This window comes from Litorivicinus lipolyticus (assembly GCF_009650135.1).
Taxonomy (GTDB): Bacteria; Pseudomonadota; Gammaproteobacteria; order Pseudomonadales; family Litorivicinaceae; genus Litorivicinus; species Litorivicinus lipolyticus.
In genome coordinates, this window is sequence record NZ_CP045871.1 from 1,015,366 (window position 1) to 1,038,036 (window position 22,671).

Annotated in this window: 23 protein-coding genes, 1 tRNA gene and 1 other RNA gene; 18 read left to right on the forward strand and 7 right to left on the reverse strand. The window is 59.5% G+C overall.

Annotated elements, in window-relative coordinates:
* Nucleotides 1–76 precede the first annotated feature (76 nt).
* The 11 genes from dapA to GH975_RS05280 all read left to right on the forward strand — a co-directional run bounded on the left by dapA (nucleotide 77) and on the right by GH975_RS05280 (nucleotide 8,519).
* Nucleotides 77–955, forward strand: coding sequence for a 4-hydroxy-tetrahydrodipicolinate synthase (gene dapA / locus GH975_RS05230; RefSeq protein WP_153713516.1), 879 nt, complete (start codon nucleotides 77–79; stop codon nucleotides 953–955).
* Nucleotides 955–2,031, forward strand: a complete 1,077-nt coding sequence (locus GH975_RS05235) for an outer membrane protein assembly factor BamC (RefSeq protein ID WP_153713517.1) — start codon at nucleotides 955–957, stop codon at nucleotides 2,029–2,031. Before dapA ends, GH975_RS05235 begins: the two co-directional genes overlap by 1 nt.
* Complete coding sequence (locus tag GH975_RS05240; protein ID WP_153713518.1) at nucleotides 2,031–2,795, forward strand: MBL fold metallo-hydrolase; 765 nt, start codon at nucleotides 2,031–2,033, stop codon at nucleotides 2,793–2,795. The genes GH975_RS05235 and GH975_RS05240 overlap by 1 nt, the downstream gene beginning before the upstream one ends.
* Nucleotides 2,788–3,501 carry a phosphoribosylaminoimidazolesuccinocarboxamide synthase gene (gene purC / locus GH975_RS05245; RefSeq protein WP_153713519.1) on the forward strand — a complete coding sequence of 238 codons (714 nt, stop codon included), beginning with the start codon at nucleotides 2,788–2,790 and terminating at the stop codon, nucleotides 3,499–3,501. The genes GH975_RS05240 and purC overlap by 8 nt, the downstream gene beginning before the upstream one ends.
* Before the next feature lie 44 nt (nucleotides 3,502–3,545).
* A complete protein-coding gene (locus GH975_RS05250; RefSeq protein ID WP_170272550.1) occupies nucleotides 3,546–4,277 on the forward strand; it encodes a TSUP family transporter in 732 nt (243 codons plus the stop codon).
* Nucleotides 4,278–4,315: 38 nt separating this feature from the next.
* An RNA gene (gene ffs / locus GH975_RS05255) (signal recognition particle sRNA small type) lies at nucleotides 4,316–4,412 on the forward strand.
* A gap of 27 nt (nucleotides 4,413–4,439) precedes the next feature.
* Nucleotides 4,440–6,236: a DNA polymerase III subunit gamma/tau gene (gene dnaX / locus GH975_RS05260; protein ID WP_246164765.1), complete on the forward strand. Its 1,797-nt coding sequence runs from the start codon at nucleotides 4,440–4,442 to the stop codon at nucleotides 6,234–6,236.
* On the forward strand, nucleotides 6,237–6,551 hold the full coding sequence (locus GH975_RS05265; RefSeq protein WP_153713521.1) for a YbaB/EbfC family nucleoid-associated protein: 315 nt from the start codon (nucleotides 6,237–6,239) through the stop codon (nucleotides 6,549–6,551).
* On the forward strand, nucleotides 6,548–7,141 hold the full coding sequence (recR, locus tag GH975_RS05270) for a recombination mediator RecR (protein WP_153713522.1): 594 nt from the start codon (nucleotides 6,548–6,550) through the stop codon (nucleotides 7,139–7,141). The genes GH975_RS05265 and recR overlap by 4 nt, the downstream gene beginning before the upstream one ends.
* The gene (locus GH975_RS05275) at nucleotides 7,138–8,196 is read left to right on the forward strand and encodes a ribonuclease D (RefSeq protein ID WP_153713523.1); all 1,059 of its coding nucleotides are present in this window, start codon (nucleotides 7,138–7,140) and stop codon (nucleotides 8,194–8,196) included. Before recR ends, GH975_RS05275 begins: the two co-directional genes overlap by 4 nt.
* Nucleotides 8,193–8,519 (forward strand): YcgL domain-containing protein, encoded by a 327-nt coding sequence (locus GH975_RS05280; RefSeq protein WP_153713524.1) that lies wholly within the window; start codon nucleotides 8,193–8,195, stop codon nucleotides 8,517–8,519. The genes GH975_RS05275 and GH975_RS05280 overlap by 4 nt, the downstream gene beginning before the upstream one ends.
* Here GH975_RS05280 and GH975_RS05285 read toward each other — a convergent pair.
* Complete coding sequence (locus tag GH975_RS05285; protein ID WP_153713525.1) at nucleotides 8,476–9,633, reverse strand: acyl-[ACP]--phospholipid O-acyltransferase; 1,158 nt, start codon at nucleotides 9,631–9,633, stop codon at nucleotides 8,476–8,478. The genes GH975_RS05280 and GH975_RS05285 overlap by 44 nt on opposite strands.
* 47 nt (nucleotides 9,634–9,680) lie before the next feature.
* Between GH975_RS05285 and GH975_RS05290 the strand changes: the two genes are divergently transcribed.
* Complete coding sequence (locus GH975_RS05290) at nucleotides 9,681–10,298, forward strand: response regulator transcription factor (RefSeq protein WP_153713526.1); 618 nt, start codon at nucleotides 9,681–9,683, stop codon at nucleotides 10,296–10,298.
* Here the strand turns inward: GH975_RS05290 and GH975_RS05295 are convergent.
* Complete coding sequence (locus GH975_RS05295; protein ID WP_153713527.1) at nucleotides 10,291–10,986, reverse strand: Crp/Fnr family transcriptional regulator; 696 nt, start codon at nucleotides 10,984–10,986, stop codon at nucleotides 10,291–10,293. The genes GH975_RS05290 and GH975_RS05295 overlap by 8 nt on opposite strands.
* A 172-nt stretch (nucleotides 10,987–11,158) precedes the next feature.
* On the opposite strand from GH975_RS05295, the gene GH975_RS05300 reads away from it, so the two are divergent.
* From GH975_RS05300 to GH975_RS05315, 4 genes are all read left to right on the forward strand, one after another.
* Entirely contained in the window at nucleotides 11,159–11,776 is a 618-nt protein-coding gene (locus tag GH975_RS05300; protein ID WP_153713528.1) for a hypothetical protein, read from the forward strand.
* Between the two features lie 153 nt (nucleotides 11,777–11,929).
* On the forward strand, nucleotides 11,930–13,282 hold the full coding sequence (gene gorA / locus GH975_RS05305) for a glutathione-disulfide reductase (RefSeq protein WP_153713529.1): 1,353 nt from the start codon (nucleotides 11,930–11,932) through the stop codon (nucleotides 13,280–13,282).
* On the forward strand, nucleotides 13,283–15,310 hold the full coding sequence (locus GH975_RS05310; protein ID WP_153713530.1) for an FAD-dependent oxidoreductase: 2,028 nt from the start codon (nucleotides 13,283–13,285) through the stop codon (nucleotides 15,308–15,310). It begins immediately after the preceding gene.
* Nucleotides 15,311–15,368: 58 nt separating this feature from the next.
* Nucleotides 15,369–17,240, forward strand: coding sequence for a propionyl-CoA synthetase (locus tag GH975_RS05315; protein WP_153713531.1), 1,872 nt, complete (start codon nucleotides 15,369–15,371; stop codon nucleotides 17,238–17,240).
* Here the strand turns inward: GH975_RS05315 and mnmH are convergent.
* From mnmH to GH975_RS05330, 3 genes are all read right to left on the reverse strand, one after another.
* Nucleotides 17,233–18,267, reverse strand: a complete 1,035-nt coding sequence (gene mnmH / locus GH975_RS05320; protein ID WP_153713532.1) for a tRNA 2-selenouridine(34) synthase MnmH — start codon at nucleotides 18,265–18,267, stop codon at nucleotides 17,233–17,235. The two genes, GH975_RS05315 and mnmH, sit on opposite strands and share 8 nt — an antisense overlap.
* Nucleotides 18,268–18,276: 9 nt before the next feature.
* Nucleotides 18,277–18,591: a hypothetical protein gene (locus GH975_RS05325; protein ID WP_153713533.1), complete on the reverse strand. Its 315-nt coding sequence runs from the start codon at nucleotides 18,589–18,591 to the stop codon at nucleotides 18,277–18,279.
* 66 nt (nucleotides 18,592–18,657) lie between these two features.
* Nucleotides 18,658–19,122 carry a GNAT family N-acetyltransferase gene (locus GH975_RS05330; RefSeq protein ID WP_153713534.1) on the reverse strand — a complete coding sequence of 155 codons (465 nt, stop codon included), beginning with the start codon at nucleotides 19,120–19,122 and terminating at the stop codon, nucleotides 18,658–18,660.
* Nucleotides 19,123–19,260: 138 nt separating this feature from the next.
* On the opposite strand from GH975_RS05330, the gene GH975_RS05335 reads away from it, so the two are divergent.
* Both GH975_RS05335 and GH975_RS05340 read left to right on the forward strand, forming a co-directional pair.
* Nucleotides 19,261–19,336, forward strand: a tRNA-Thr gene (locus GH975_RS05335).
* A gap of 184 nt (nucleotides 19,337–19,520) precedes the next feature.
* On the forward strand, nucleotides 19,521–21,440 hold the full coding sequence (locus tag GH975_RS05340) for an EAL domain-containing protein (protein ID WP_153713535.1): 1,920 nt from the start codon (nucleotides 19,521–19,523) through the stop codon (nucleotides 21,438–21,440).
* Here GH975_RS05340 and GH975_RS05345 read toward each other — a convergent pair.
* Both GH975_RS05345 and GH975_RS05350 read right to left on the reverse strand, forming a co-directional pair.
* Nucleotides 21,429–21,704 (reverse strand): EscU/YscU/HrcU family type III secretion system export apparatus switch protein, encoded by a 276-nt coding sequence (locus GH975_RS05345; protein WP_153713536.1) that lies wholly within the window; start codon nucleotides 21,702–21,704, stop codon nucleotides 21,429–21,431. The genes GH975_RS05340 and GH975_RS05345 overlap by 12 nt on opposite strands.
* Nucleotides 21,701–22,663 carry a hypothetical protein gene (locus GH975_RS05350; protein WP_153713537.1) on the reverse strand — a complete coding sequence of 321 codons (963 nt, stop codon included), beginning with the start codon at nucleotides 22,661–22,663 and terminating at the stop codon, nucleotides 21,701–21,703. Before GH975_RS05350 ends, GH975_RS05345 begins: the two co-directional genes overlap by 4 nt.
* Nucleotides 22,664–22,671: the final 8 nt, after the last annotated feature.

Here is a 22,671-nt window from a genome sequence, read left to right on the forward strand (position 1 = left end):
GCAGTTAAACAAGGTATGTATTGAGCAAAAAACCCGTGGCAGGTAGCATCGCGGCCACGGAAAAAAGGAGTTAGTAATGCTTCAAGGCAGTATGGTGGCGCTGGTCACCCCCTTCGATGCAGCCGGTCAGGTCGACTACGACGCGCTTGATCGTTTGATTGAATTTCACATCGAGGCCGGGACACACGCAATCGTGGCCGTCGGTACCACCGGTGAGTCCGCCACGCTGAGCCACGCCGAGCACAACGCCGTCACCGCTCACACCGTCAAACGCGTCAACAAGCGCGTGCCGGTGATTGCCGGAACGGGTTCAAATTCGACTGCCGAGGCGATCGAAACGACCATTGCGGCAGAGCAAGCCGGGGCCGATATCAGCCTGTCGGTGGTGCCGTACTACAACAAACCCTGCCAACGCGGCATTTACGCCCACTTCAAAGCCATTGCTGAAAATACTGGGCTGCCGATGTTGCTGTACAACGTGCCGGGACGAACCGTGGCCGATCTTGACGGTGACACCGCGCTGGCCTTGGGGCGTGACTTTGACCGCATTATCGGCATCAAGGACGCCACCGGCGACCTCGCCCGTGGCCGCTATCTCTTGGATAACTGCCCGGACGATTTTTTGGTCATCTCGGGTGACGACAACACGGCCGTCGAACTGACGTTGATGGGCGGGCAGGGCAACATCAGCGTGACCGCCAACGTCGCCCCCAGTTTGATGAGTCAGGCCATGGAATGCGCGTTGGCCGGCGATGCGGTCGGTGCACGAGCGGCCAACGAGAAGATGCTGGGGCTGAACACGGGCCTGTTCATCGAATCGTCACCGTCGCCGGCCAAGTATTGCCTTGCGCAATTGGGCATGATCGGCAACCACGTGCGCTTACCGTTGGTTGAGACGGATCCTAAACATTACCCCATGCTGCAGGCCGCAATGCGCCAGGCGGAGCTAATTTAATGCGAATTTCGCTGTCTTTGATTGCCCTGGCGTTGGCCGGTTGTGTCGGCCCGATGAAGAACACCTTTGAGGACCGTGCGGCGGACTATCAAAAAGCCTACGTGTTGGCCCCGATCGAACTGCCCAGTGAATACGATTTGGCGGCGCCACAAGAAGCTTTTCCGATTCCCGGCGTTGACGCGCCGGTCAAAGGCGCCGGCAACACCGGGTTCGTGATCCCCGAGGCCCCGGTGGTCGATCCCAGCCTTCAGACCAGCGCCATTCAGCGCGTCGAGAGTGATACAACCGCCTATTTGCGGGTCGATGCGCTGCCCGAAGAAGTCTGGCCCGAATTGACCGCTTTTTTTGAAACCAATGGCGTCGGGATCGTACCGAATCGGAACCAAGCCCGCATTCAGTCCGGCTGGTTGAGCGGGGTCGCCAGTGGCCGTTCCGACAGCGACTTGATTCGATACTTGCCCGGTGCCGCGGACGGGTGGCGTCGCGTGATCGTCGATGTGGCGCCGGGCTTAGCCGTTGATTCGACCGAAATTCGCGCCCAGATGGTGGTCGCAAGCGCGGCCACGCGTCCGGCACCGTCGGCCACGGGTGATACCTTTGACAGCGCCACCATGGCGCTGTGGTTGGACGAATTTGGGGTCTGGTTGGCAGACGCCAAACAGTCGGGTCGCCGGGTCTCGGCGGTCGGATTAGGGCGTGGCGCACAGCCCCGAGTCGAGCGTTTGGAACGAGACGACGGCAGCTTGGCGATCGCGGTCCGGATTGCGCCGGAGCGCACCTGGGACAGCTTGCTAAACGCCCTTAGCGACAGTGGTTTCGTGCTTGAATTTGAGGACCAAGGCGGCGCCCGTATTCAAGGCCGCTACCTTTCCGATAGTGACCGTCGCCGCTTGGACGAGCTGAACCTGCTGACCCGGGCCTTTGTCTCGGTGACCGAGGATTTGGAGGCGCTGTATCAAGTCAATCTGAGCTTTGAAGGTGAGCGTGCATTGATCGACGTCCAAGACCTTGGCCAGGGCGGCACGCTGTCCGGCGCCGAAGAACTGTTATTGAAGATCGCCGAGCAATTGATTTAATGCAGGCGATCTCGCTCGGATCCGGTAGCAAGGGTAACTGCACGCTGATCCGAACGGAGTCGACTGCGCTGCTGTTGGATGCTGGATTCAGCATCAAAGAAACGGCCAGTCGGTTGGATGCGATTGGGGTCAGCAAAGACCGCATTGACGCGGTCGTGATCACCCACGAACACGGCGACCATGCCCAGGCCGCGCGGCGCATGGGCCAGGCGTGGCAAGTCCCGGTGCATGCCTCTGAGGGCACTGCGCATGGCGCCAAGATCGAACCCTTTGTGCGTCTGCGTGACGGCCACCAGTTTGTGGTTGGGGACATCAAGATAACCCCGGTGTTGGTGCCGCATGATGCTCGCGAACCGACCCAGTTTGTGTTCGAGTGGAACCAAAAGCGTCTGGGCGTGTGTACCGACCTTGGCAGTATTAGCCGCCACGTGGTCAATGCCTTTCAAGAGTTGGACGCGGTGTTACTGGAAGCTAACTACGACCCACAGATGCTTCAAAACGGGCCGTACCCGCCGAAATTGCGGGCCCGAGTCGGCGGTGATTTTGGGCATCTAAGCAACCAGCAGTCAGCTCAGTTGCTGGAACAGATCGCCGGTCCGCGCTTGAAGCGGGTGGTGGCCTGTCATCTGAGCGAAAAAAACAACCATTGCGATTTGGTCCACCAAGCCCTGAACCCGGTGGTGCCAAGCCACACCCATTTTGAAATAGCCAGCCAAACTGACGGCTGCACCTGGATAGATCTGACGGAGTTAGCACATGGATAAGCTCAAGGCCCTTTACGAAGGTAAAGCCAAAACGGCGTGGGAAACTGCGGATCCGAATTACGTGGTAATGGAGTTTCGCAACGACACCAGCGCGTTTGATGGTGGCAAGACTGCGTCTCTGGCGCGCAAGGGATTGGTCAACAGCGCGGTTGATGAGCATGTGATGACGGCTTTGAGTGCGGCCGGTATCGAGACGCATTTCGAACGCCGGATTGATGCCAACAATGTGTTGGTTAAGCGTTTGCAAATGTTGCCGGTCGAATGTGTGGTGCGTAACCGCGCATCCGGCTCGATCGTGCGCCGCTTAGGGGTCGAGGACGGCGCGACCTTGGCGCCGCCGGTGTTTGAGCTGTTTCTGAAGAACGATGAGCTGCATGATCCGATGATTAACGCCAGTCACTGTGTGACGTTCGGCTGGGCCAGCGCTGAGCAGTTGGCCGAAATGGAGGCCCTGACCCTTCAAGTTAACGCGGTTTTGGCGCCAATGTTTTTGGCCGCCGGAATGATTTTGGTCGATTACAAACTGGAATTTGGTTTGTTTGAAGGGCGCATGGTGCTGGGTGATGAATTTAGTCCTGACGGCTGCCGTTTGTGGGACGCGACTACCTTGCGCAAGTTGGACAAGGACGTGTTCCGCCAAGACCTGGGTGACCTGGTCGAAAGCTACCAGGAAGTGGCCACCCGTTTGGGCGTCGTACTGCCCTGATTGAACTTGCGTTTGAACTGACGCCCAGCTTTGCGCTGGGCTTGGTGTTGCTGGCGTTGGCCGCCGGTACTTTGGATACCCTCGCCGGCGGCGGTGGATTGATCGTCATTCCCGGTCAGATTTTTTTTGGCGTACCCGCTGTCGCATCGATTGCCAACAATAAGTGCTCGGCGTTTGCCGGCACGCTGATGGCCAGTTGGCGACTGTGGCGGCGTGGGTTGCTGGTCTGGCACGAGGTGCGTTACCCGGTGCTGGCAGCCTTTGTCGGTAGCCTGGTCGGGGCATCCATTCTCAAAGGCCTGGACCCGGCCTTTATTGAACGGGTGATCCCGTATGCGTTACTTGCCATTGCCAGCTATTTTGCGCTGGCGTCGCGGTTGGATCTGCCGCGCTTCGCCTGTCCGCCAGCGCTGGTGATTTTGAGCATGGGCCTGGCCGGCGCCTACGACGGTTTTTTGGGGCCGGGCACGGGCTCGATCATGCTGGCGCTGCTGATGGTGGTGACTCAGGCCTCGATGACCCAGGCCACGGTCATGGTCAAGGCGTGCAACGGCGCCAGTAATGTAGCGGCACTGATCGTTTTTGCGCCCAGTGCGCTGGTGCTCTGGCCGGTTGTGGTGTGTTTGCTGGTTGGGCAGTTGGCTGGCGGTTGGATTGGGGCCCTGCTGGTCGAGCGTCACGCCGAGCGCGTGGCGCGCCCGCTGGTGATCGTGGTGTCCCTGGTGATGGCCCTTAGATTGTTGTGGATGAACCTTGCGTCTGGCGCTGGTATCTAGCACAATTCGCACCCCCAGAAAGGGTCAATGGTGACCCCCGTCGGTCCCCTCGCGGTGATCGCTTGTAAACTCCGCCAGGCCCGGAAGGGAGCAACGGTAGCAAGTTGATTGTGCGCCGGGGTGTGGCTGACGGGGGGAGCCTCCATTAAAGGCGAGGGTATTTTGTCTCAAGTACTGGCCCGGAAATACCGTCCACGTAATTTTCAACAGCTCGTCGGACAAGACCACGTCTCTCAAGCGCTGACCAACGCGCTCACCAATGACCGATTGCACCATGCTTATTTGTTTGTTGGCACCCGCGGTGTCGGCAAGACCAGTATCGCCCGAATTTTAGCCCGCTGTTTAAACTGTGAAACCGGCGTCACCGCCACACCCTGTTTGACCTGTGGCACTTGTCAGTCGATTGAGGCCGGGCGTTTCATCGATCTGATCGAGGTCGACGCGGCCAGTCGAACCAAAGTCGAAGACACCCGCGAGTTGCTGGAAAACGTGCAGTACGCACCCAGCGAAGGCCGCTTTAAGGTCTATCTGATCGACGAAGTCCACATGCTCTCGGCCAGCTCGTTTAATGCGCTGCTGAAAACTCTCGAAGAGCCTCCGGCTCACGTAAAGTTTTTGCTCGCGACCACGGATCCGCAAAAAGTCCCGATGACGGTGTTAAGCCGCTGCTTGCAGTTCCGGCTGCGCGATCTGCCGGCGGACGATATTGCCGCGCATTTGGCTAACGTGTTGACCCAAGAAGCGATCGAGCACGACGGCGAGGCGCTGAACGCGATCGGACGCGCAGCGCGTGGCAGTATCCGTGATGCCATGACCCTGACCGACCAAGCCATCGCGTTTAGCAACGGCAGTGTCACCGCAGCGCCGGTGCGCGATATGTTGGGGATTCATGGTCAAGACTCGATCCCGGACTTGATTCGTTTGGTTAGTGTGGGCGATGCCGCCGGCGTAATCAGTTGGATTGCCGAGACCGCACAGGTAGCACCCCAGTGGGGCGGGCTGATTGAAGCCTTGCAGCGAGCGTTGCACGCCGAGGCGGTCGCCCTGACCTTGGGCAAGCCGTCAGTGTTGGCACCGGAAGAAGCCCAACTGTATTACCAGATAGCGACGCAAGCCTACCAAGACTTGGCGTTTGCGCCGGAAGAGCGAATCGGGTTTGAAATGATGGCCATGCGGTTGTTGGCGTTTCGCCCGGCGCGGCAAACCGAGTATCCGGTGGCCTCGGCAACGCCTGTGGCAGCGCCCGAGCCGGTGGCAACGCCCGAGCCGGTGGCAGCGCCCGAGCCGGTGGCAACGCCCGAGCCTGTGGCAGCGCCCGAGCCTGTGGCAGCGCCCGAGCCTGTGGCAGCGCCCGAGCCTGTGGCAGCGCCCGAGCCTGTGGCAGCGCCCGAGCCTGTGGCAGCGCCTGAGCCTGTGGCAGCGCCCGAGCCTGTGGCAGCGCCCGAGCCTGTGGCAGCGCCTGAGCCGGTGGCCGCGCCTGAGTCTGCGGTGGATTTGCCCTGGGGTGATTCCGCGCCCACGGCCGCTCTCACGGCCGCGCCGGTGGCGGTTAATGCCAGCGCTGAGCTGTCGCCGGAGCAATGGACCGACTTGCTAGCCGAGCTCGGTATCGCCGGGTTTGGTGAGTCGATGTTGCGTGCCAGCGAATGGTTGGGCATTTCGGGTAATCAGGCGCGGCTGCGGATTCCCGAGGACGCTCGAGAGTTATTCAGCGAGCCCTTTCAAAAGCGTGCCGCGACCTTACTGACGGCACGTTTGGGTCAGCAAATTTCCGGTTTGGACATTGAGTGGACCGAACCTGTGTTGGCCACGCCGGCACAAGTATTAGAGCAGCGGGCTGCGGCGCGCTTGGCCCAAGCCAAGGTGGATTTCGCTCGCGAGCCCACCGTAAAGTGGTTGTCCGAGACCTTCGATGCACAGATCGACGAGTCCAGCGTGACCCCGAAAGGAGATAAGTAGATGTTTAACATGGGTGACCTGATGGGCCAGATGAAAGACATGCAGTCCAAAATTCAAGAGCAGCAGGCCGAGATGCTAAAGCTTGAGGTCCTGGGCGAGGCTGGCGCCGGTTTGGTTAGCGTGCGCTTGAACGGTGGTCGTGACGTGCTGGCCGTGCAAATTGATGACAGCCTGATGGGCGATGACAAAGGTGTACTGCAGGACTTGTTGGCCGCAGCCATTAACGACGCCAATCAAAAACTCGAAAAGCTGATGCAAAGCAAGATGATGGGCATGATGCCCGGTATGGGTGGCATGGGCCCGGGCGGCGCGTGAAGTCGTTCAGTCCGCTGTTTGACGAGCTGCAGCGATCGCTGCAGGTGTTGCCGGGGGTGGGGCCACGTAGTGCGCAGCGCATGGCCCTCAACCTGATTGAGCGGACGCCGTCTGAGGCCAGCAAACTGGCGACCGTATTGGCCCAAGCCCTTCGGGATATCAGCCATTGCCATACCTGTTACGTGCTGTCCGAATCCGAGACTTGTCAAATCTGTGCCGACCCCAAACGCGACGCCCACCGCTTGATGGTGGTCGAGTCGCCGGGTCAGTTGATGGCCTTTGAACGGGCCGGCTTGCACGACGGTCACTATTTTGTGCTCAACGGTTTGATCTCACCGTTGGACGGTATCAGCCCGGACCAGGTGCGCATCCCGCAATTATTGAAGCGCGTGGGTGACGGTGTCACCGAGGTGGTATTAGCCCTGACCAGTAGCGTCGAGGGCGAGGCAACCGCGCATTACATCAAAGCCCAGTGCCCAGGCGTGACGCTGACCCGGCTAGCCCGGGGCATCCCGATGGGGGGCGATATCGAGTCGCTTGACCCGAACACGCTGGAATTGGCGTTGGGCGCCCGCGAGTCGTGGTCATGAAGTGGCAGTGGGTCGCCGACCAACCCGGCCTTGAACAGGCACTGAGCCAGCCCGATAGTTTTATCGGCGTCGACACCGAGTTTGTTCGCGAGGACACCTTTTGGCCAAAGCCTGGCCTGATCCAAATTGGCAATGCCGAACAGGTATTCTTGGTTGATCCGCTGGTTGAACTGGATTTTTCGCCGTTCCAGCGATGGATGAAAAACCCCGACCAGATCAAGGTTACCCATGCCGGGTTCGAGGACCTGGAATTGTTCGCTCACCATTTCGCCACGCAGCCATCGCCGTGGTTCGACACGCAGTTAGCGTGGGCGGTGTTGGGCGGTCCGATTTCGATCGGACTTGACGGATTGGTCCAGGCCTTTGGCCATGCGCCGCTGGATAAGTCGAAAAGCCGTAATGACTGGACTCGCCGACCGCTGGCCCGCGATTTGCTCGATTACGCGGCCCAAGACGTGGTCCATTTGCCGTCGATTGCTGCGGATCTTCGTCAGCAACTGATCGATAAAGACCGCCTCGGCTGGCTGATGGAAGAGCAGGGCGCCGCCATGGACCGTATTCGGGGCGTGATGGCGAATGCATTTGATCCGATGGACCGGGTCAAAGGGTTGCACAGCCTAAGCGGACAGGGCATGGCGTGCATGCGCGCCATGGTCAATTGGCGTGATCAAACCGCGCGGGCGAATAACCTGGCGCGCTCTCGGGTTATCCGCGATGAACTATTGCTGGTATTGGCGGACTGTGAGCGCTGGCCTGATCTGGCCAAGCTGCCTGGCTACCGTGGTGGTGCGACACGGCGCTACGCGGACGAACTGAAACAGCACTACGATGCCGGTCGTGCGGCGCCGGCGGAGGCTGCGTTGGACAAACCGACGCGGCCGTCGCCACAACAGAAAAAAGCCAATCAGGCGCTTAAGGCTGCAGTCACCGCCTGCGCCGAGCGCCACGGACTGGCGCCGGAGTTTTTGGCCCGCCGTAAAGACATCGAAGCCTGGGCCGCGGCCAAAAGCCAGCCCCAGGGCTGGCGTGCAACCCTATTGAAGGAATGGTTATGAAGCATTTGATCCAGGTATTTAAAAGCGCCAATAAAGACGAGATGTACCTGTACGTCGAAAAAAGTGACGGCCTCAAGCGTGTGCCTGATGCCTTGATGGAGCGCTTTGGCAAGGCCACGTCGGTGATGCTGCTGCCGCTAACGGATCAGCGAAAACTGGCCCGGGCGGACGCCACTGAAGTGCTGAAACAGATCGATGCCCAGGGCTTTTATTTGCAGATGCCGCCGGCCAAGGATGACGTCATGGACGAAACTGCAAAGTTGTACGAGGAGTACTGCTCTAAGTTTGATCAGGATCCGGAATTGGGCGGTCAAAGCGCATAACTGTCGGTGCCATGACCAGGCTGGCACTGGCCAGCACCCAAAAGTAGTCGCGTGCTGAGAGCCCAAGTACGCTCAGTAGTCCAATCCCGGCGACCGCCGATGCAATCATGTAAACCGCGTTAAGCCGGTTGTTAAGGGCAATGGCTTGCGGTAAGTCGTCGTCCGATAACCGTGTCTGAAGACGCACGTACAGCGGCACTACGTAAAGTCCGCCAGCAATCCCCAACCCCGCCAACGCGATCAAGCCCGCGCTCATCCCGCTGGCACCGGCGACTGGCAGCCACAGACCCATAATCATCAGCCCGATCCAGCCCGCGCGGTGGCTGTGGCGCACGCGCGCGGACAGTGGGCTGCCGATTGCTACGCCGATGGCGAACGCGGCTAGGCAGTAGCTGACGTGCTGGGGACCAAGGCCCATGAGTTCGCGAGCCAATAAACCGAGTTGGGTCAGGTAACTGGCGCCAAGAAACCAGAACCAACTGATCAATCGTCGGCAGCGGCGGGTTTCGGCACCGTCATGATAAGGGGCCGGTGTCGGGTTGCGTGGCGGCATCGGTGTCAGCCGCGTTGCCATCCATAGGCCCGCGACGGCCAGCGTCAACACCAAGGCCACCAGCAGTGCAGGTCGCGTTACTAAGGCGCCGCCGACTAACGAGCCGGCCAAGATCGCGACAAAGGTCAAGGCCTCGATCATGCCGGTTACCTTGGGCAGTTGTCTCGGCGCCACAGCACGTGCTGGCCAGGAAAATTTTACCGGTCCAAAGAACGTACTTTGCGTGCCCAATAGAAATAGAGATAACAGCAGTAATAATGGCTGTTTCAACAGGATTCCAGCGCCGGCGACGATTGCACAGACGATTTCCAGTTGTTTAATTATTACCATGGCGCGGCGGTAGTCTTGGCGCGTACTCCAGCGACCGGCATAGCTCGAAAACAATAGGAATGGCAGGATAAACAGGCCCGAGGCGGCGTTGGTCCAAAGGCTGGAGTCCCCGACCAGGGGGATTAAACCGAAGCTGAATAACACCAAAGCGGCTTGTTTGACGAGGTTGTCATTTGCGGCACCGAGGGCTTGTACCCCCAGGAACAAGAACGTATCCGTGGGCTTATGCATTCGTATTATAATCCTGGTTCGCCTTTTACCATTGAGTACTCTCTACTATGCCGGAAGCAACGCCGATCGTTTACGTTGTTGATGATGATCCAGATGTGGCACCTGCAATCGCCGCCGCATTAGCCCCGTTGAACTTAAATGTTCGTTCGTACCTGAGTGGCGAATCTTTTCTCGCTGAATACGATGGTACCGCACTTGGTGTGGTGTTGTTGGACATGCGTATGCCGACGATGTCGGGCTTGGATGTTCAGGATGCTCTGCGCAGCCGCGGGTTCGTGCAACCGGTGATTTTCACCACGGCCTTTGAGGATGTCGAGTCGGCCGTTCAAGCCATGCGTCATGGTGCCATGGACTACTTGCTGAAGCCGATCGAAGACGAGGAACTGCGTACCCGCATCAAAAGCGCGATCGAGGAAGCCGCGACAACGGTCAAAGAAAGCTTGGAGTCAGCCGAGGCCCGTCGCCGATTCGAGCGGTTGACACCGCGTGAAATTGAGGTGTTGGCGTTGATGGTCGAAGGCAAGGCAAACAAAATCATGAGTATCGATTTGGGCGTCAGCCAACGCACGGTTGAAATTCACCGCGCTCGAGTCATGGAAAAAATGGAAGCGCGGTCGTTGGCCGATCTATTCCGGCTGTCGCTGTATCTCGACCTGCCTAACTAATCAATTGCGGGTCGGGGTAGGCCAGCGCGCGAACCCCGGTTTCGTCTAAAATGTCGATGGTTTTACCGTTGACCGCAATCAAACCCTGGGTCTGTAACTTTTTCAGCGTTCGACTAACCGTTTCCAGTGCCATCACCAGGTAATTCGCCAGTTCCGTTCGGTTCAGCGGCAGCGTCAGGCGCTGACGGCTAAGTCCGCGGCGCTCGTTGTTATCGGCCAACTTTAGAAACCACTGCCCCATTCGCGCCGGCGCTTCGTACATCCCCAGTGACTGGTGCCAGCGCGACGATTCGAGTTCGCGTCGGAGCAGTTGAATGGCCTGGCGCGGGTTGTCATTCAGGCGCTCATGGTCCAGCAAACAGATGCGGCTGCGGCTGACCGCGGTCGCCGCGACCGGACTGGCGTGTTGAAACAAACGCGACAAGCCAACGTAGTCTCCGGGAAGGGCGACATTAATGATCTGGCGGTCCCCCGTGGGTGTGGTCTGAGTCAGCTTGAACGCACCGCTCTGGACCACCGCTACTTGTATGTCGGACTGATCCCGAACGAATAGATCCTGGCCGCTATCGACGGTCTGGTGAGCGCTAATAAAAGCTTTGAATGCTTCGGGCACCGCCGCTTCGTGAAAACAGTGTTTGTCCATTGCGCAGTGCGAACAGCGGCTGTCGGGGTCCAATGGCAGTTGCATGAGGCAGTCCCTTGTCCTAAGTCAAATCAACTACACCAGTCTCCAATGTTGTGGTGGGAATAGCGAATTTAGTATTACTACTCAAGTGCAATTAGGTATGTTGCATTGCAACAAGCGTGATGTTATTTTGCGTTGCACAATTACTCAATAGTCCACCAAAGAGGGCGGGATCATGTTTAAAGAAGTTCAAACCATCGCATCACAGTCGTTGGCATGGAGCATGATGCCGCTTGAACAATGGGCTAAATGGACGGATGACAGCCATCGTTCGCTGCAGGCCTTGATCGAACAGTCCAAAGCCAGTCAGGACAAACTGTTCAAAGACGCGCTGGACGAAGTGCGCTTTTTCGAAGGCCAGGCTAAAACCGTTTGGCAATCCTCAGAGACTGTGTGGCAACAGACCACCGAAGTGTTCGACGTCGCCGCCGAAGCGCCCGCGATCGAGTCCCCTAAGGTAGTGGTAGCCGAGGCGCCGAAAACCGCTACCAAAGCTAAAACCAAAGCTAAAACCAAGGCTCAAAAGCTGGCGGTACCGGTTGAAGTGCTGGAGGCCGTTATCGAGCCCGAACGCCACTCAACTGGCAAAGATGACTTGACCCGTATTTCGGGTGTGGGTCCTGCTTTGGAAAAAAAGCTGAATGCGGCGGGCTTCACGCGCTTCGACCAGATCGCCTCGTTGTCCGCAGCGGACATCGAAAATCTCGAAAGCACCGTCATTCGTTTCACCGGCCGTATCGAGCGGGATGATTGGAAAGGTCAGGCAGCGTCCCTCGCCGCCAACGCCAGCTAACATCGCCGCATCAAAAGCCCCTTTTTTATGAGGGGCTTTTTTTTGCCTGCGATTTGTCGATGCTATGGGGTCGATCGGCGGATTGATCTTGGGGTGGCCGGCCAACCCCGTTATGCTCTGGGCCATTGATCGATTCGACCGTTTGGAGATTGCATGCAACATTTTGACTTATTCGTAATTGGCGCCGGTTCAGGCGGAGTTCGTGCTGCTCGAACCGCTGCCGCCACGGGCGCCCGAGTTGCGATTGCCGAAGACCGCTACATGGGCGGTACCTGTGTCAATGTCGGCTGTGTGCCGAAAAAGCTGTATGTCTATGCGAGTGAATACGCGCACCAGTTTCAGGACGCCGAAGGTTTTGGCTGGAGCTTGGGCCCCGCGCGTCATGACTGGTCAAAATTGGTCGACGCCAAGAAAGCCGAGATTGCTCGCCTTAATGGGATTTATGACGGTTTGCTGAGCCGCGTCGATGTCACCGTGTTTAATGCGCGCGCCCGTGTCACCGGACCGACTACGGTCGAAGTGGACGGTGAAACTATCAGTGCGGATCGGATTTTGATCGCAACGGGTGGTTGGCCACGAATGCCGGACCTGCCGGGCATCGAGCACTGTGTGTCCAGCAACGAAATCTTTGACATGCCTGAGTTCCCGCAGCGAATTTTGGTGGTGGGTGCCGGTTACGTCGCGGTCGAGTTCGCCGGAATTTTCAATGGCTTAGGCTCCGAGGTCACGCTGTCGTATCGCGGGCCCCGCATTTTGCGTAATTTCGACCCTGAAATCGTCGATGCCCTAAGCGCCGAGATGGAAAAAACTGGCATCAAAATCGCCTTAAACGACAGCCCCAGGGCAATCGTGCGTCAAGACGACGGCAGTTTGCGGGTCGAGTTTGCAGACCGCGAACCTCAGGTGGTCGACTGTGTGTTAATGGCCGCTGGCCGCGTGGCCAATACCACCGGTTTAGGCTTGGAAAACGCCGGCGTCGAGACGCGTGACGACGGCTCGATTCCGGTTGATAGTGGTTACCAAACCAATGTCCCCAGCGTTTTTGCGCTCGGTGACGTGGTCGGTGGTCAATACCAACTAACACCGGTGGCCACCAGCGAAGCCATGGTCTTCGTGCGCCGCCAGTTCGGTGATGAAAGCGGTGCCAGCATGGATTACCGTGATATCCCAACCGCCGTGTTCAGCCAACCCAACATCGGTACGGTCGGCTTGACCGAGCAAGAAGCGCGCGACGCCGGGCACGATATACAGGTGTTTAAGTCCGGTTTTCGGGCCATGCGCCACACCCTGTCCGGGCGTGATGAGCGGACATTAATGAAATTGATCGTTGATGCCCCAAGCCAGCGCGTGATCGGTTGCCAAATGTTGGGCCCGGACGCCGGCGAGATCGTTCAAGGCCTAGCGGTGGCAATCAAAGCCGGTGCAACCAAACAACACTTTGACGACACGGTCGGGATTCACCCGACGGCGGCTGAAGAGTTCGTGACCATGCGCACCGCCAGTTAAATGAATAGCGTTCCTGCCGACCGTGACCTGGTGTTGGTCGGCGGTGGCCATGCCCATGTCGGTGTTATTCGCGCGCTCGCGATGGCGCCGATAGCGGGCGTGCGCGTCAGCCTAATAAACAGCCAATCCGAGACCCCGTATTCGGGGATGCTGCCGGGTTTTTTGGCCGGTCAATACAGTCTCGACGAATGCCATATCGACCTGCATGCACTGTGCCAGTGGGCGGGTGTGCGACTGATTCGAGCACGCGTGGTCGGCGTCGATGCGGCCGCCAAACGGATTCACCTGATTGATGCGGCCAGCGGTTTGCAGCGTCCAGATCTGGACTATGACCTGCTCAGCTTGAACGCCGGTGCGACGCCGGACCTGTCGGTGGCGGGGGCCTCAACCCACGCCATCCCGGTCAAACCCATTTCCCATTTCGTCAGTCATTGGCAGCGCATTCGCCAGCGCGCTGCCGGCCAACCGGGCTTGCGCGTGGCGGTGGTAGGGGGCGGTGTTGGCGCCGTCGAAATCGCCTTGGCTGGACGTGCGGGGCTGGCGTCAGGTACACAGCTTGCGCTGGTGACCGGGGCCGGCGGGGTGTTGCCGGGTGCGCCGGCGCGGGTCCGCCGCGCGGTGATGCTGGCGTTGGCGGCGGCCAAGGTGCGCGTGCGGGTGGGCCCGGTGACCTCGGTTGGGTCGGACCGAATTTACATCGGCGACGACGAATTGGCGTTTGATGCCTGCCTGTGGAATACCCAAGCGGCGGCCCCCAGGTGGCTCGCCAGTTCAGGTTTTGAGGTCGATCAGGCAGGGTTCGCGTGCATCGAGGCGACGCTGCAGCTCAAAGGTCAGCCGGATATATTTGCAGCGGGTGACATGGTGTCTCTGGCACGCCCAAAAGCCGGTGTGTTTGCGGTCCGTGCAGGCCCGGTACTGGCGGCTAATTTGCGCGCACGGCTGGTCGGTGGACGCTTGCGCCGTTGGCGCGTTCAACGCCGGTGGCTGGCGCTGATTAACCTGTGTGATGGCCGTGCGATTGGGCTGCGCGGGAGATTGTCGGCCCAGGGCCGTTGGCTGTGGCGGCTGAAAGACCGCATCGACCGCGATTTTATGCGCAAATTTGCGCCGCCGTTTGCGCCGATGCCAACACCCCCGACGACCGAGTCGGTGGCGCCTTTGTGCATGGGCTGCGGCGGCAAAGTCGCGCGTCAGGCGCTGGGCGCGGTTGACAGCGGGCGCGATGCGGCCTCGTTTACAGCCATCGGCCGACAGCTCGTCACGGTCGATACGCTGACCGATTTCATTGGCGACCCTTACAGCTTCGCGCGCATTGCCGGGCTGCATGCGTTGGGCGATTTGAGTGTGGCCGGTGCCAGCGCGGATGGTTACCTAAGCTCGGTTGGACTGGCGCAGCACGCGGACCGACTGCAAGCCCGCGACCTGGCCCAGATTAGCGGCGGTTTGAGCAGCTTAGGGCTGGGTCAGGATCTGGGCGGGCACACCTGGATTAGTCAGCCGCCCAGCCTTAGCCTGACGGTGTTTGGTGCCGCCGGTGCGAAACCGGGGCAGCCGCAGCCTGGTGATCGGGTGTGGCTGTCGCGGCCGCTGGGTAGCGGATTGTTGCTGCGTGGGTTGATGGACTCGAGTGTGCGAGGCGGCGCGTTTGATCATTGGCTGGCCCATGCCATCCCGCTCTCGGTTGATTTGACCGGGGTCAAATCACCGCATGCTATGACCGACTTGACCGGCTTCGGTTTGGCCCAACACCTGCGCTCGATATGTGCGGATTTGGTCATTGAATGGCACGGCGACTGGCGGGTATGGCCCGGCGTGGACGCGGTCTTGGCCGGCTCTGAGCGGGCTACGTTGGCGCCATCAAACCTGGCCGCGGCCTGGGCTGACGTTCAAGACTTGGATCCGCGGCGCCAGGCTTTGGCGGTCGATCCTCAGACCCTAGGGGGTGTTATTGCGGTGTGGCCGGCGGACTACCAGCCACCGCCGGTTTGGCAGTGCGTGGCGCGATTGACTTCGCCTATTGGCTAACTGTGCCGCGCCCAGACCTCGGGTACAGTCACCGGACAACAAAATCCCGAGGTTTGGAATGTACTACGCACCGCTACACGACCGCTCTGTAAACGACCCTGAAGCCTATTGGATGGAACAAGCCGAGAGCTTGGCGTGGGCTAAAAAACCGACCCAAGCCTTGGGCAAAGACGCCAACGGCAGCGACCGCTGGTTTGTCGATGGCGAGCTCAATACCTGCTATCTAGCCGTCGACGTCCATGTCGAGAACGGCCGCGGTGCGCAGGCCGCGATTATTTATGACTCGCCGGTGACCGGCACCAAACGCACCATTACCTACGCCCAATTGCAGGCCGACGTGGCCCAGTTGGCGGGTGCGTTGCGCGCCCAAGGGGTGGGTCGCGGCGATCGCGTCGTGATCTACATGCCGATGGTCTACGAGGCGGTGCTGGGGATGCTGGCGAGTGCGCGCTTGGGTGCCGTTCATTCGGTGGTGTTTGGCGGTTTTGCGGCGTCGGAATTGACCACGCGTATCGACGATGCCCAGCCCAAGGTGTTGCTAACGGCGACCTGCGGAATTGAGCCGTCACGGGTGATCGAGTACATGCCGATCGTCAATGATGCGCTTGGCATGGCCTCGCATCAGGTCGACCGGGTTCTGGTGTTGGCGCGCGAACAGGCGGGCTATGCAATCGATGGTGTGACTCAATTGGATTGGGCTCAAGCCTGCGCCGCGGCCGAGCCCGCCGACTGCGTCAACGTGCTGGCGACCGACCCGCTATACATCCTTTACACCTCCGGCACCACCGGCAAGCCCAAGGGCGTTGTGCGTGACAACGGTGGCCACGCGGTGGCCATGCGTCATTCGATGGACGTGGTCTATGACGTCCAGCCGGGTGACGTTTTCTGGGCCGCCAGCGACGTCGGCTGGGTGGTTGGCCACAGCTACATTGTTTATGCCCCATTGCTGACCGGGTGCACGACGCTGGTGTATGAGGGTAAGCCGGTGCGAACGCCGGATGCCGGTGCGTTTTGGCGAGTGGTCGAGGAATACCGCGTCAAGATTTTGTTCGCGGCGCCGACGGCGTTCCGCGCGATCCGCAAAGAAGACCCCGAGGGCGCGCTGTACCGCGACTATGACCTGTCAAGCCTGGCGGCACTTTATTTGGCCGGTGAACGTTTGGATCCACCGACCCAGACCTGGTTGGATGAGCTAACCGGGCTGCCGGTGATCGATCATTGGTGGCAAACCGAAACTGGGTGGGCGATTGCCGCCAATCCACGGGGTGTTGAAACCTTGCCAATAAAACAGGGCAGTGCAACCCGTCCGGCGCCCGGTTTTGACGTCCATATTTTGGACGATGACGGTGTCGAGCTGAGCGCCGGCGAACAAGGCAATATCGTCATCAAGCGGCCGTTGCCACCGAGTTGTTTTCCGACCGTATGGGGGGATCACGCACGCTACCAAAGCAGTTACATGGACGCCTTTCCCGGTTACTACCAGTCCGGCGACGGCGGCTATATCGATGCGGACGGTTACCTGTTTGTGATGGGGCGTACGGATGACGTGATCAACGTCGCCGGGCACCGGCTAAGCACGGGCGAGATGGAGGAGGTCGTTGCGGCTCACCCGGCCGTTGCCGAGTGTGCGGTGATCGGGGTTGAAGACGCCCTCAAAGGCCAGTTGCCGGTCGGCTTGGTGATCCTCAAAGACGGCGTCACCGAGTCCGATGACGAGGTCGTTCAGGCGTTGGTGCGCGACGTGCGCGCCAAGATTGGGCCGATCGCGTGTTTTCAAACCGCCCACATTGTGGCGCGTTTGCCAAAGACTCGCTCGGGCAAAATTTTGCGTGCGATTCTGCGCAAAATTGCCAACGGCCAGGATTACCAAGTGCCCTCGACGATCGAGGACCCGGCGGCCTTAACCGAGGTCGCTGAACTATTTAACTAGCCAGCTGCAGCAAGCGCTCGACGCACGCCTGGGGCGTCAAGCCGCTGCGGTTGACTACCTGTTTGGCGTGCGAACTCAGGCGCTTTTGACCGTGCGCGTAGGTTGGATCGTAGTGTTCGTGCAGCAAGCTGGCGACCAGCGCCGACCAGTCGCCGCGGTCAATGCTGTCGAACCAGCCTTGGATCGTGTCATTGGCATAGCGACCACGCAGTCGGCTCAGTTGGCCTTTGAGGTCGGTCTGACCGCCGCAGTAATGCGCGTAATCCCCAAGCAAGCGCTGGACCCGCTCGTCAATACTGTCAATGACTTCGACTTGGGGGGCGCTTTGAATGGCGCGCATCAAGGGTTCGGGAACCGTCAGTTGACCGATCCGGGCGGACTCGGATTCGACCCATACCTGGGCCCCAGCCGGCAGGTGTTTGAGTGCCCAGTACAGTTGGGTTTCAAAGCCGCGCTGGGACGGTTGTGGGTCCAGGTGACCGAGTAGGCTGCCGCGATGGTTGGCCATCCCTTCCAAATCCAGAATGGGTTGACCCTGGGCCTGTAATTGATGCAGCAAAGCCGTTTTGCCGGTCCCGGTCGCGCCGGACAGCACGCGCCAATCAAGGTCAGCAATGGCGCCGGGCAGCTCAGCGATGACCTGGTTGCGCCAGTGCTTGTAGCCGCCGTTGATCAAGGTCGGTTTAAAGCCAATTTCGTTCAGCACCAGCGCCAGTGAGCCGCTGCGTTGACCGCCGCGCCAGCAATACACCCACATCGGATGATTCGGCGGCCAGTCCAGTGCATACCGCTCAATGTAATCGGCGATGTTGCGGTTGGCGTAGGCGGCGCCTTTGAGGCGTGCCTGAAAGGGGTTCACCTGGGTGTAGAGCGTGCCCACTTCGTGGCGTTGCTGATCATCCAAGGTCGGCAAGTTGATGGCCCCTGGGATGTGATCGATGGCAAATTCCGCCGGCGATCGCGCATCCAAAATTAGGCCGTGGGGTAGTTCGCCGTCGAGTTTGCGGCGCTGTATTTGTCGTTGCATGAACCCAGTTTACTGCGAGTCTTGCTCCAATAGGTCAGTTTCTTCTGCGTCTTCATTTTTATGGTGCGGGGGACGTACCAGTCGCAAACGTTCGGTCACCTCGTCCGCGTTCAGCGCAACCGCATACCAACAGGCTCGGCCTTGTTGACTCGGAAACGCCAGCCCAAGCCGCCCCAGTTCACGGCAATACCATTCGGCATCGCGTGTCGAGGCGACCAATTGGGTCTGCCGATAAACCTCATAGGGTGACAGTCCTTCGCCTTCCTGAATGATGGTGAGGACGCGCTTGGCCGGTGTGGCCCGTTCGCCGAGTGTAAAGATCATGGCTAGTCCCTCCTGACTACCCAATCACTTTAGTTCGCGCTCGGCGGTGCAACACCTGCTCGGGTGCTAGTCCTCAGACCGAAGAACAGTCTCAAACATGTCGTAGTGGCTGTGCTGCATACCGAGCTGACGGTAGGTCGCCTGTGCCGGTTGGTTTTGGCGTTCAACGTACAGACGCAGGTCGCGCACGCCCTGGGTCTGGGCCTCGGTTGCGACGTGCTGATAAAGGGCGCTGAACACGCCGCGGCGACGCAGGCTTGGGACCACGTAGACGCTTTGAAACCACCACATGGGCTGGTTGCGCCAATCCGACCATTCGGTCGTGATCATGCACTGGCCGGCAAAGGTTTGACCGCAAAATGCGAGCCAGTAGTGGCCCAGTTCGGGGTGTTCAATCAGGTGGCCGACACCGGCACTAACGCGCACCGGGTCCAGGCTGAGACCCTCGGTTTCCTGGGCCATATTAATGTTGCCGGCAACGACGGCTGCCAGGTCGTCGTGGTTGGCGCGACGAATGTGAATAGCGGGCATGGGAGTCCTAACGCGGTTTTTGGCATTTTTACACAGCGCCTGCGTCAGGTCAGGTCGAATTTAAAATCGCTTGGGATGCGCGCTAGCGGTTGACAGCACCGAACTTGCCGGTATGATTCGCGCCCATCGCACTGCGACGCTCACGTAGCTCAGTAGGTAGAGCACCCCCTTGGTAAGGGGGAGGTCGGAGGTTCAAATCCTCTCGTGAGCACCAGCTTCCAGAATCCCCCGGTCTGTTTTCAGGCCGGGGGATTCTTCGTTTATAGGTTTTGAACGGGTGCGCATTGGTACACAGTGCCGTTGCATTAAGTAGGGTTCATCACATTCAAAATGTGACAGGCGCCACGGCTGAGTAGTGAGTGATTTGCCAAACTACTTGACGTAACCGGGAGGGTGCCGTGCAAGTTTACGAACTGATTCGCCTAAACGAAGGATCCCCAGCACCCATGGTTTTGATGGACGGAGACTTGCTCTTGGACATCAATTTACCGATGCGTCAACTGATCTTCCCGCACGCCGACGACATTAAAATCAGCTTATCGCAACTGGCTCAAAACCTTCCCGAACTGCGCTCGGCGATGCGCTCTGGCGAAAACTATTGGCAATGCAAAACCGCCATCAATGGCACTTACTGGGGTATGAACCTGGTGCATTTTCAAAAAACCAATGGCCAACCCGGTGACCTGTCGGTGATTTCTTTGTTGCCGCTGCTGTGGCGCGGGGCGCCGATGGGTGTCAGTGGGCATTGGCTGATCCAAGAACCGGGCGGCCACCAAATCGGCCGTTACCCCATGCTGATTAACGCCGAGTCCATGCGAGTGTCGGCACCGCCGACCAGCCTGGAAGCCCTGGGCCTGGATCACGACATCACCGTGGCAGAACTTGTTGATCAGCTGCGTGGGCACGATCGTGAAAGCTTTAGCGGGACGCTGGATGCGATTCGGACCGAAAGCTGGCGCGAAAGTGAACTGCTGGATTTGCAGTTGTTCAACCCACAGCGCGAAGAGTGGGTGCGCTTCGAGGTGCGCTTGGTGCGGTTGCCACGCGCCGCGAACGAGCGCTGGATTGCAATTCAGTTTCACCCGGTCAGCGACGACCCGGTCAACTCCCAAGGCCAGCAAACGGCGATCCGCGGTCGCGTTGGCAGCGGCAGCCTAGTGGTGGCTGAAATACTGCGCTATCAGGATTTTTTGGACGTTCATGGCAGCGAAAAAGCCGAGGCGTTGCAGAGCCAGATCCGTGCCATATTTAACCGCAACCTTGGTGAAAAAGACCGCATGTGGCTGGGCGCAGGCAACCAATTTGTGGTTTGGTTTGCGGGGGATACGCGCGGCCGGCGCAGCGAGGAATTTTGGGTCGGTGTTCAGCGCGAATTGGAGCGGTCGTTGGTGTTTCGTGACATCAATCAGCGCTTTCGCATCCGCGGTGGCTATGCCCGGGCGGTCAACCCCGAGTCACGCGCCGAGCACCTGATTGAGCGTGCTCAGACCGGGTTGTTCAACGCCGCCGCCGGGGAGCTATCACGTGCGGATGCGGGCTCATCGCGCAGCAAAGATGACGCCAAAAACGTACGCCGCCGCCAGGCACAGCTTTTTAGCGACTTTGATGAAGGGCGCTACAGCATGATTTACCAGCCCATCTCGCATCCGCATGACCTGAAAGACCCGGTTGGCATCGAGGCCCTATCGCGCTCGGTGTCCAAAAGCGGAGAACAATTTAACGGAGGCGAGATCGTTGATGCCGCAGTCCGCCATGACTTTGTTAAAGAATGGACGCTATGGGGCTTGGATCGCTTGCAGGCTGATGTTAGCGACTGGTTGATGGCGCGCCATGACCGCTTCGTAACTTTCAACGTGATGCCGGCCATTGTGGTCGACCAGCGCAACTCAAGCTGGTTTTTGGAGCGCCTAGCGGGTATGCCGGAACGCTTTCGTGCGCGCCTGAATCTAGAGATTACCGAACAGGCCATTGGCCATGTCATCAATGGCGACATGATCAGCAAAATTCGTGACTTGGGCGTTGCCATTTATCTGGACGACTTTGGCGCCGGCGAGTCCAACCTCTATCGCCTGATCGACATTAAGCCCGAAGCAATCAAACTGGATCGGTTTTTGATTGAGTTAATGTCCGAGCAGTACCAGCAACAAGACGTGCTTAAACAGGTGATTCAGCTCGCACGCAGCGTTTCACCTCGTATCATTGCGGAGGGCATCGAAACCCAGGCCCAATTAGACATGGTTACGGACATGGGCGTGGACTTGGTGCAAGGCTACTTTGTCGGCCGCCAAATGGACCTGACGATACCGTTAAGTTCGTGATGTGCGTGGGTCGGCTCGGCCCTCTAGCTGGTAAACCAAGACCAGTATTTCGGCAATGATCAGGTACAGAGATTCGGGTATTTCGTCGCTGACCTGTAGCGGATCCAGAGCCTGAGCCAAACTGGGGTGTTTCAGTATCGGAATCGACTGCTCCCGGGCCTCGGCGATAATGCGCCGGGCCTCGGCTTTTTGGCCACTCAGTGTCACGGTTGGTGCGCCGGTGCCGTCATAGCGAAGCCCGGTCGCGGTTAGGTGGTCACTCATACGCGTATATCCAAGGTGCTGCCGGGATCGTCCGCTGGTTTGATGGCGGATGCCCGAATCCAGGGCGCCAACGTGATCGGTTGCATCGGTAACCCCATGTGGCGCAGGCGTGCCGTCATGGATTCAGTCAATTCGCCCAGCCGGCGTAGCACTCCGGGACGCTCGGCCCGAAATCGGGTGTCAATTGCGTGTGGCGCCAGGCACACGCGGACGTCAACGCGCCCGGACTTGGGTAACTCAAATTCCAGCTGAAACTCCCAGACATTACCCTGTGGTCCGCGCCGTTGCAGCGTGGCCCGGCCGTCTATCCAGCGATTACCCAGCTGAATCGGGATGTCAAAACGCCAGGTCGGCAGTCCTTGACGCAGGTCCTCTTGGCCGGCGATGGCGCGTTGCTCTTGCTGGTGTAGGTAGGGTTCGCCGCGCTCCGGTATGGCGTCCGCCAGTTTGCTGAGCATGGCCTCGAATTGGCGGCTGTCGCCGATCCAGCGCTTGGCAAAGTTCGGTGACGTTAGCTGGGCCAGCAGCGCCGCCCAGCCGGCCATCGCCGGGTCGGCCAGGGTTACCTGTAGCAGTGCCGCGGTCGCCGCCGGCGGGCTGCCCAACGCACTCAACAAGGTTGCCAGGTGTGGCTGGGCGGGAGGCGGCTGGATATTACTGCGCTGCCAACCAAGGGTAGCGACCTGAACCGCGCCATTTAGCGTGTATAGCTGAATTGGGTTGCCCGGTGGGCTTGGGGCGGGAACGGTTAGCGTTTGCCCGTTTAACGACAAGGTCACCTGAAAACCGCCCTGGGCGTGTGGCTGAACGTGGGTGACCTGAGCGCTGACCGCCGTGGCCGGACTGTGAGCGCCGAGCTGCCCCAGCGTGCCCACTAACGCGGCCATGCCGGCGCGACCACTGGCTGGACGTGGGGCCGCCGGTTGTGCGGCGGCGATGCCTCGGACATCGGCTGTCAACTCTGTAT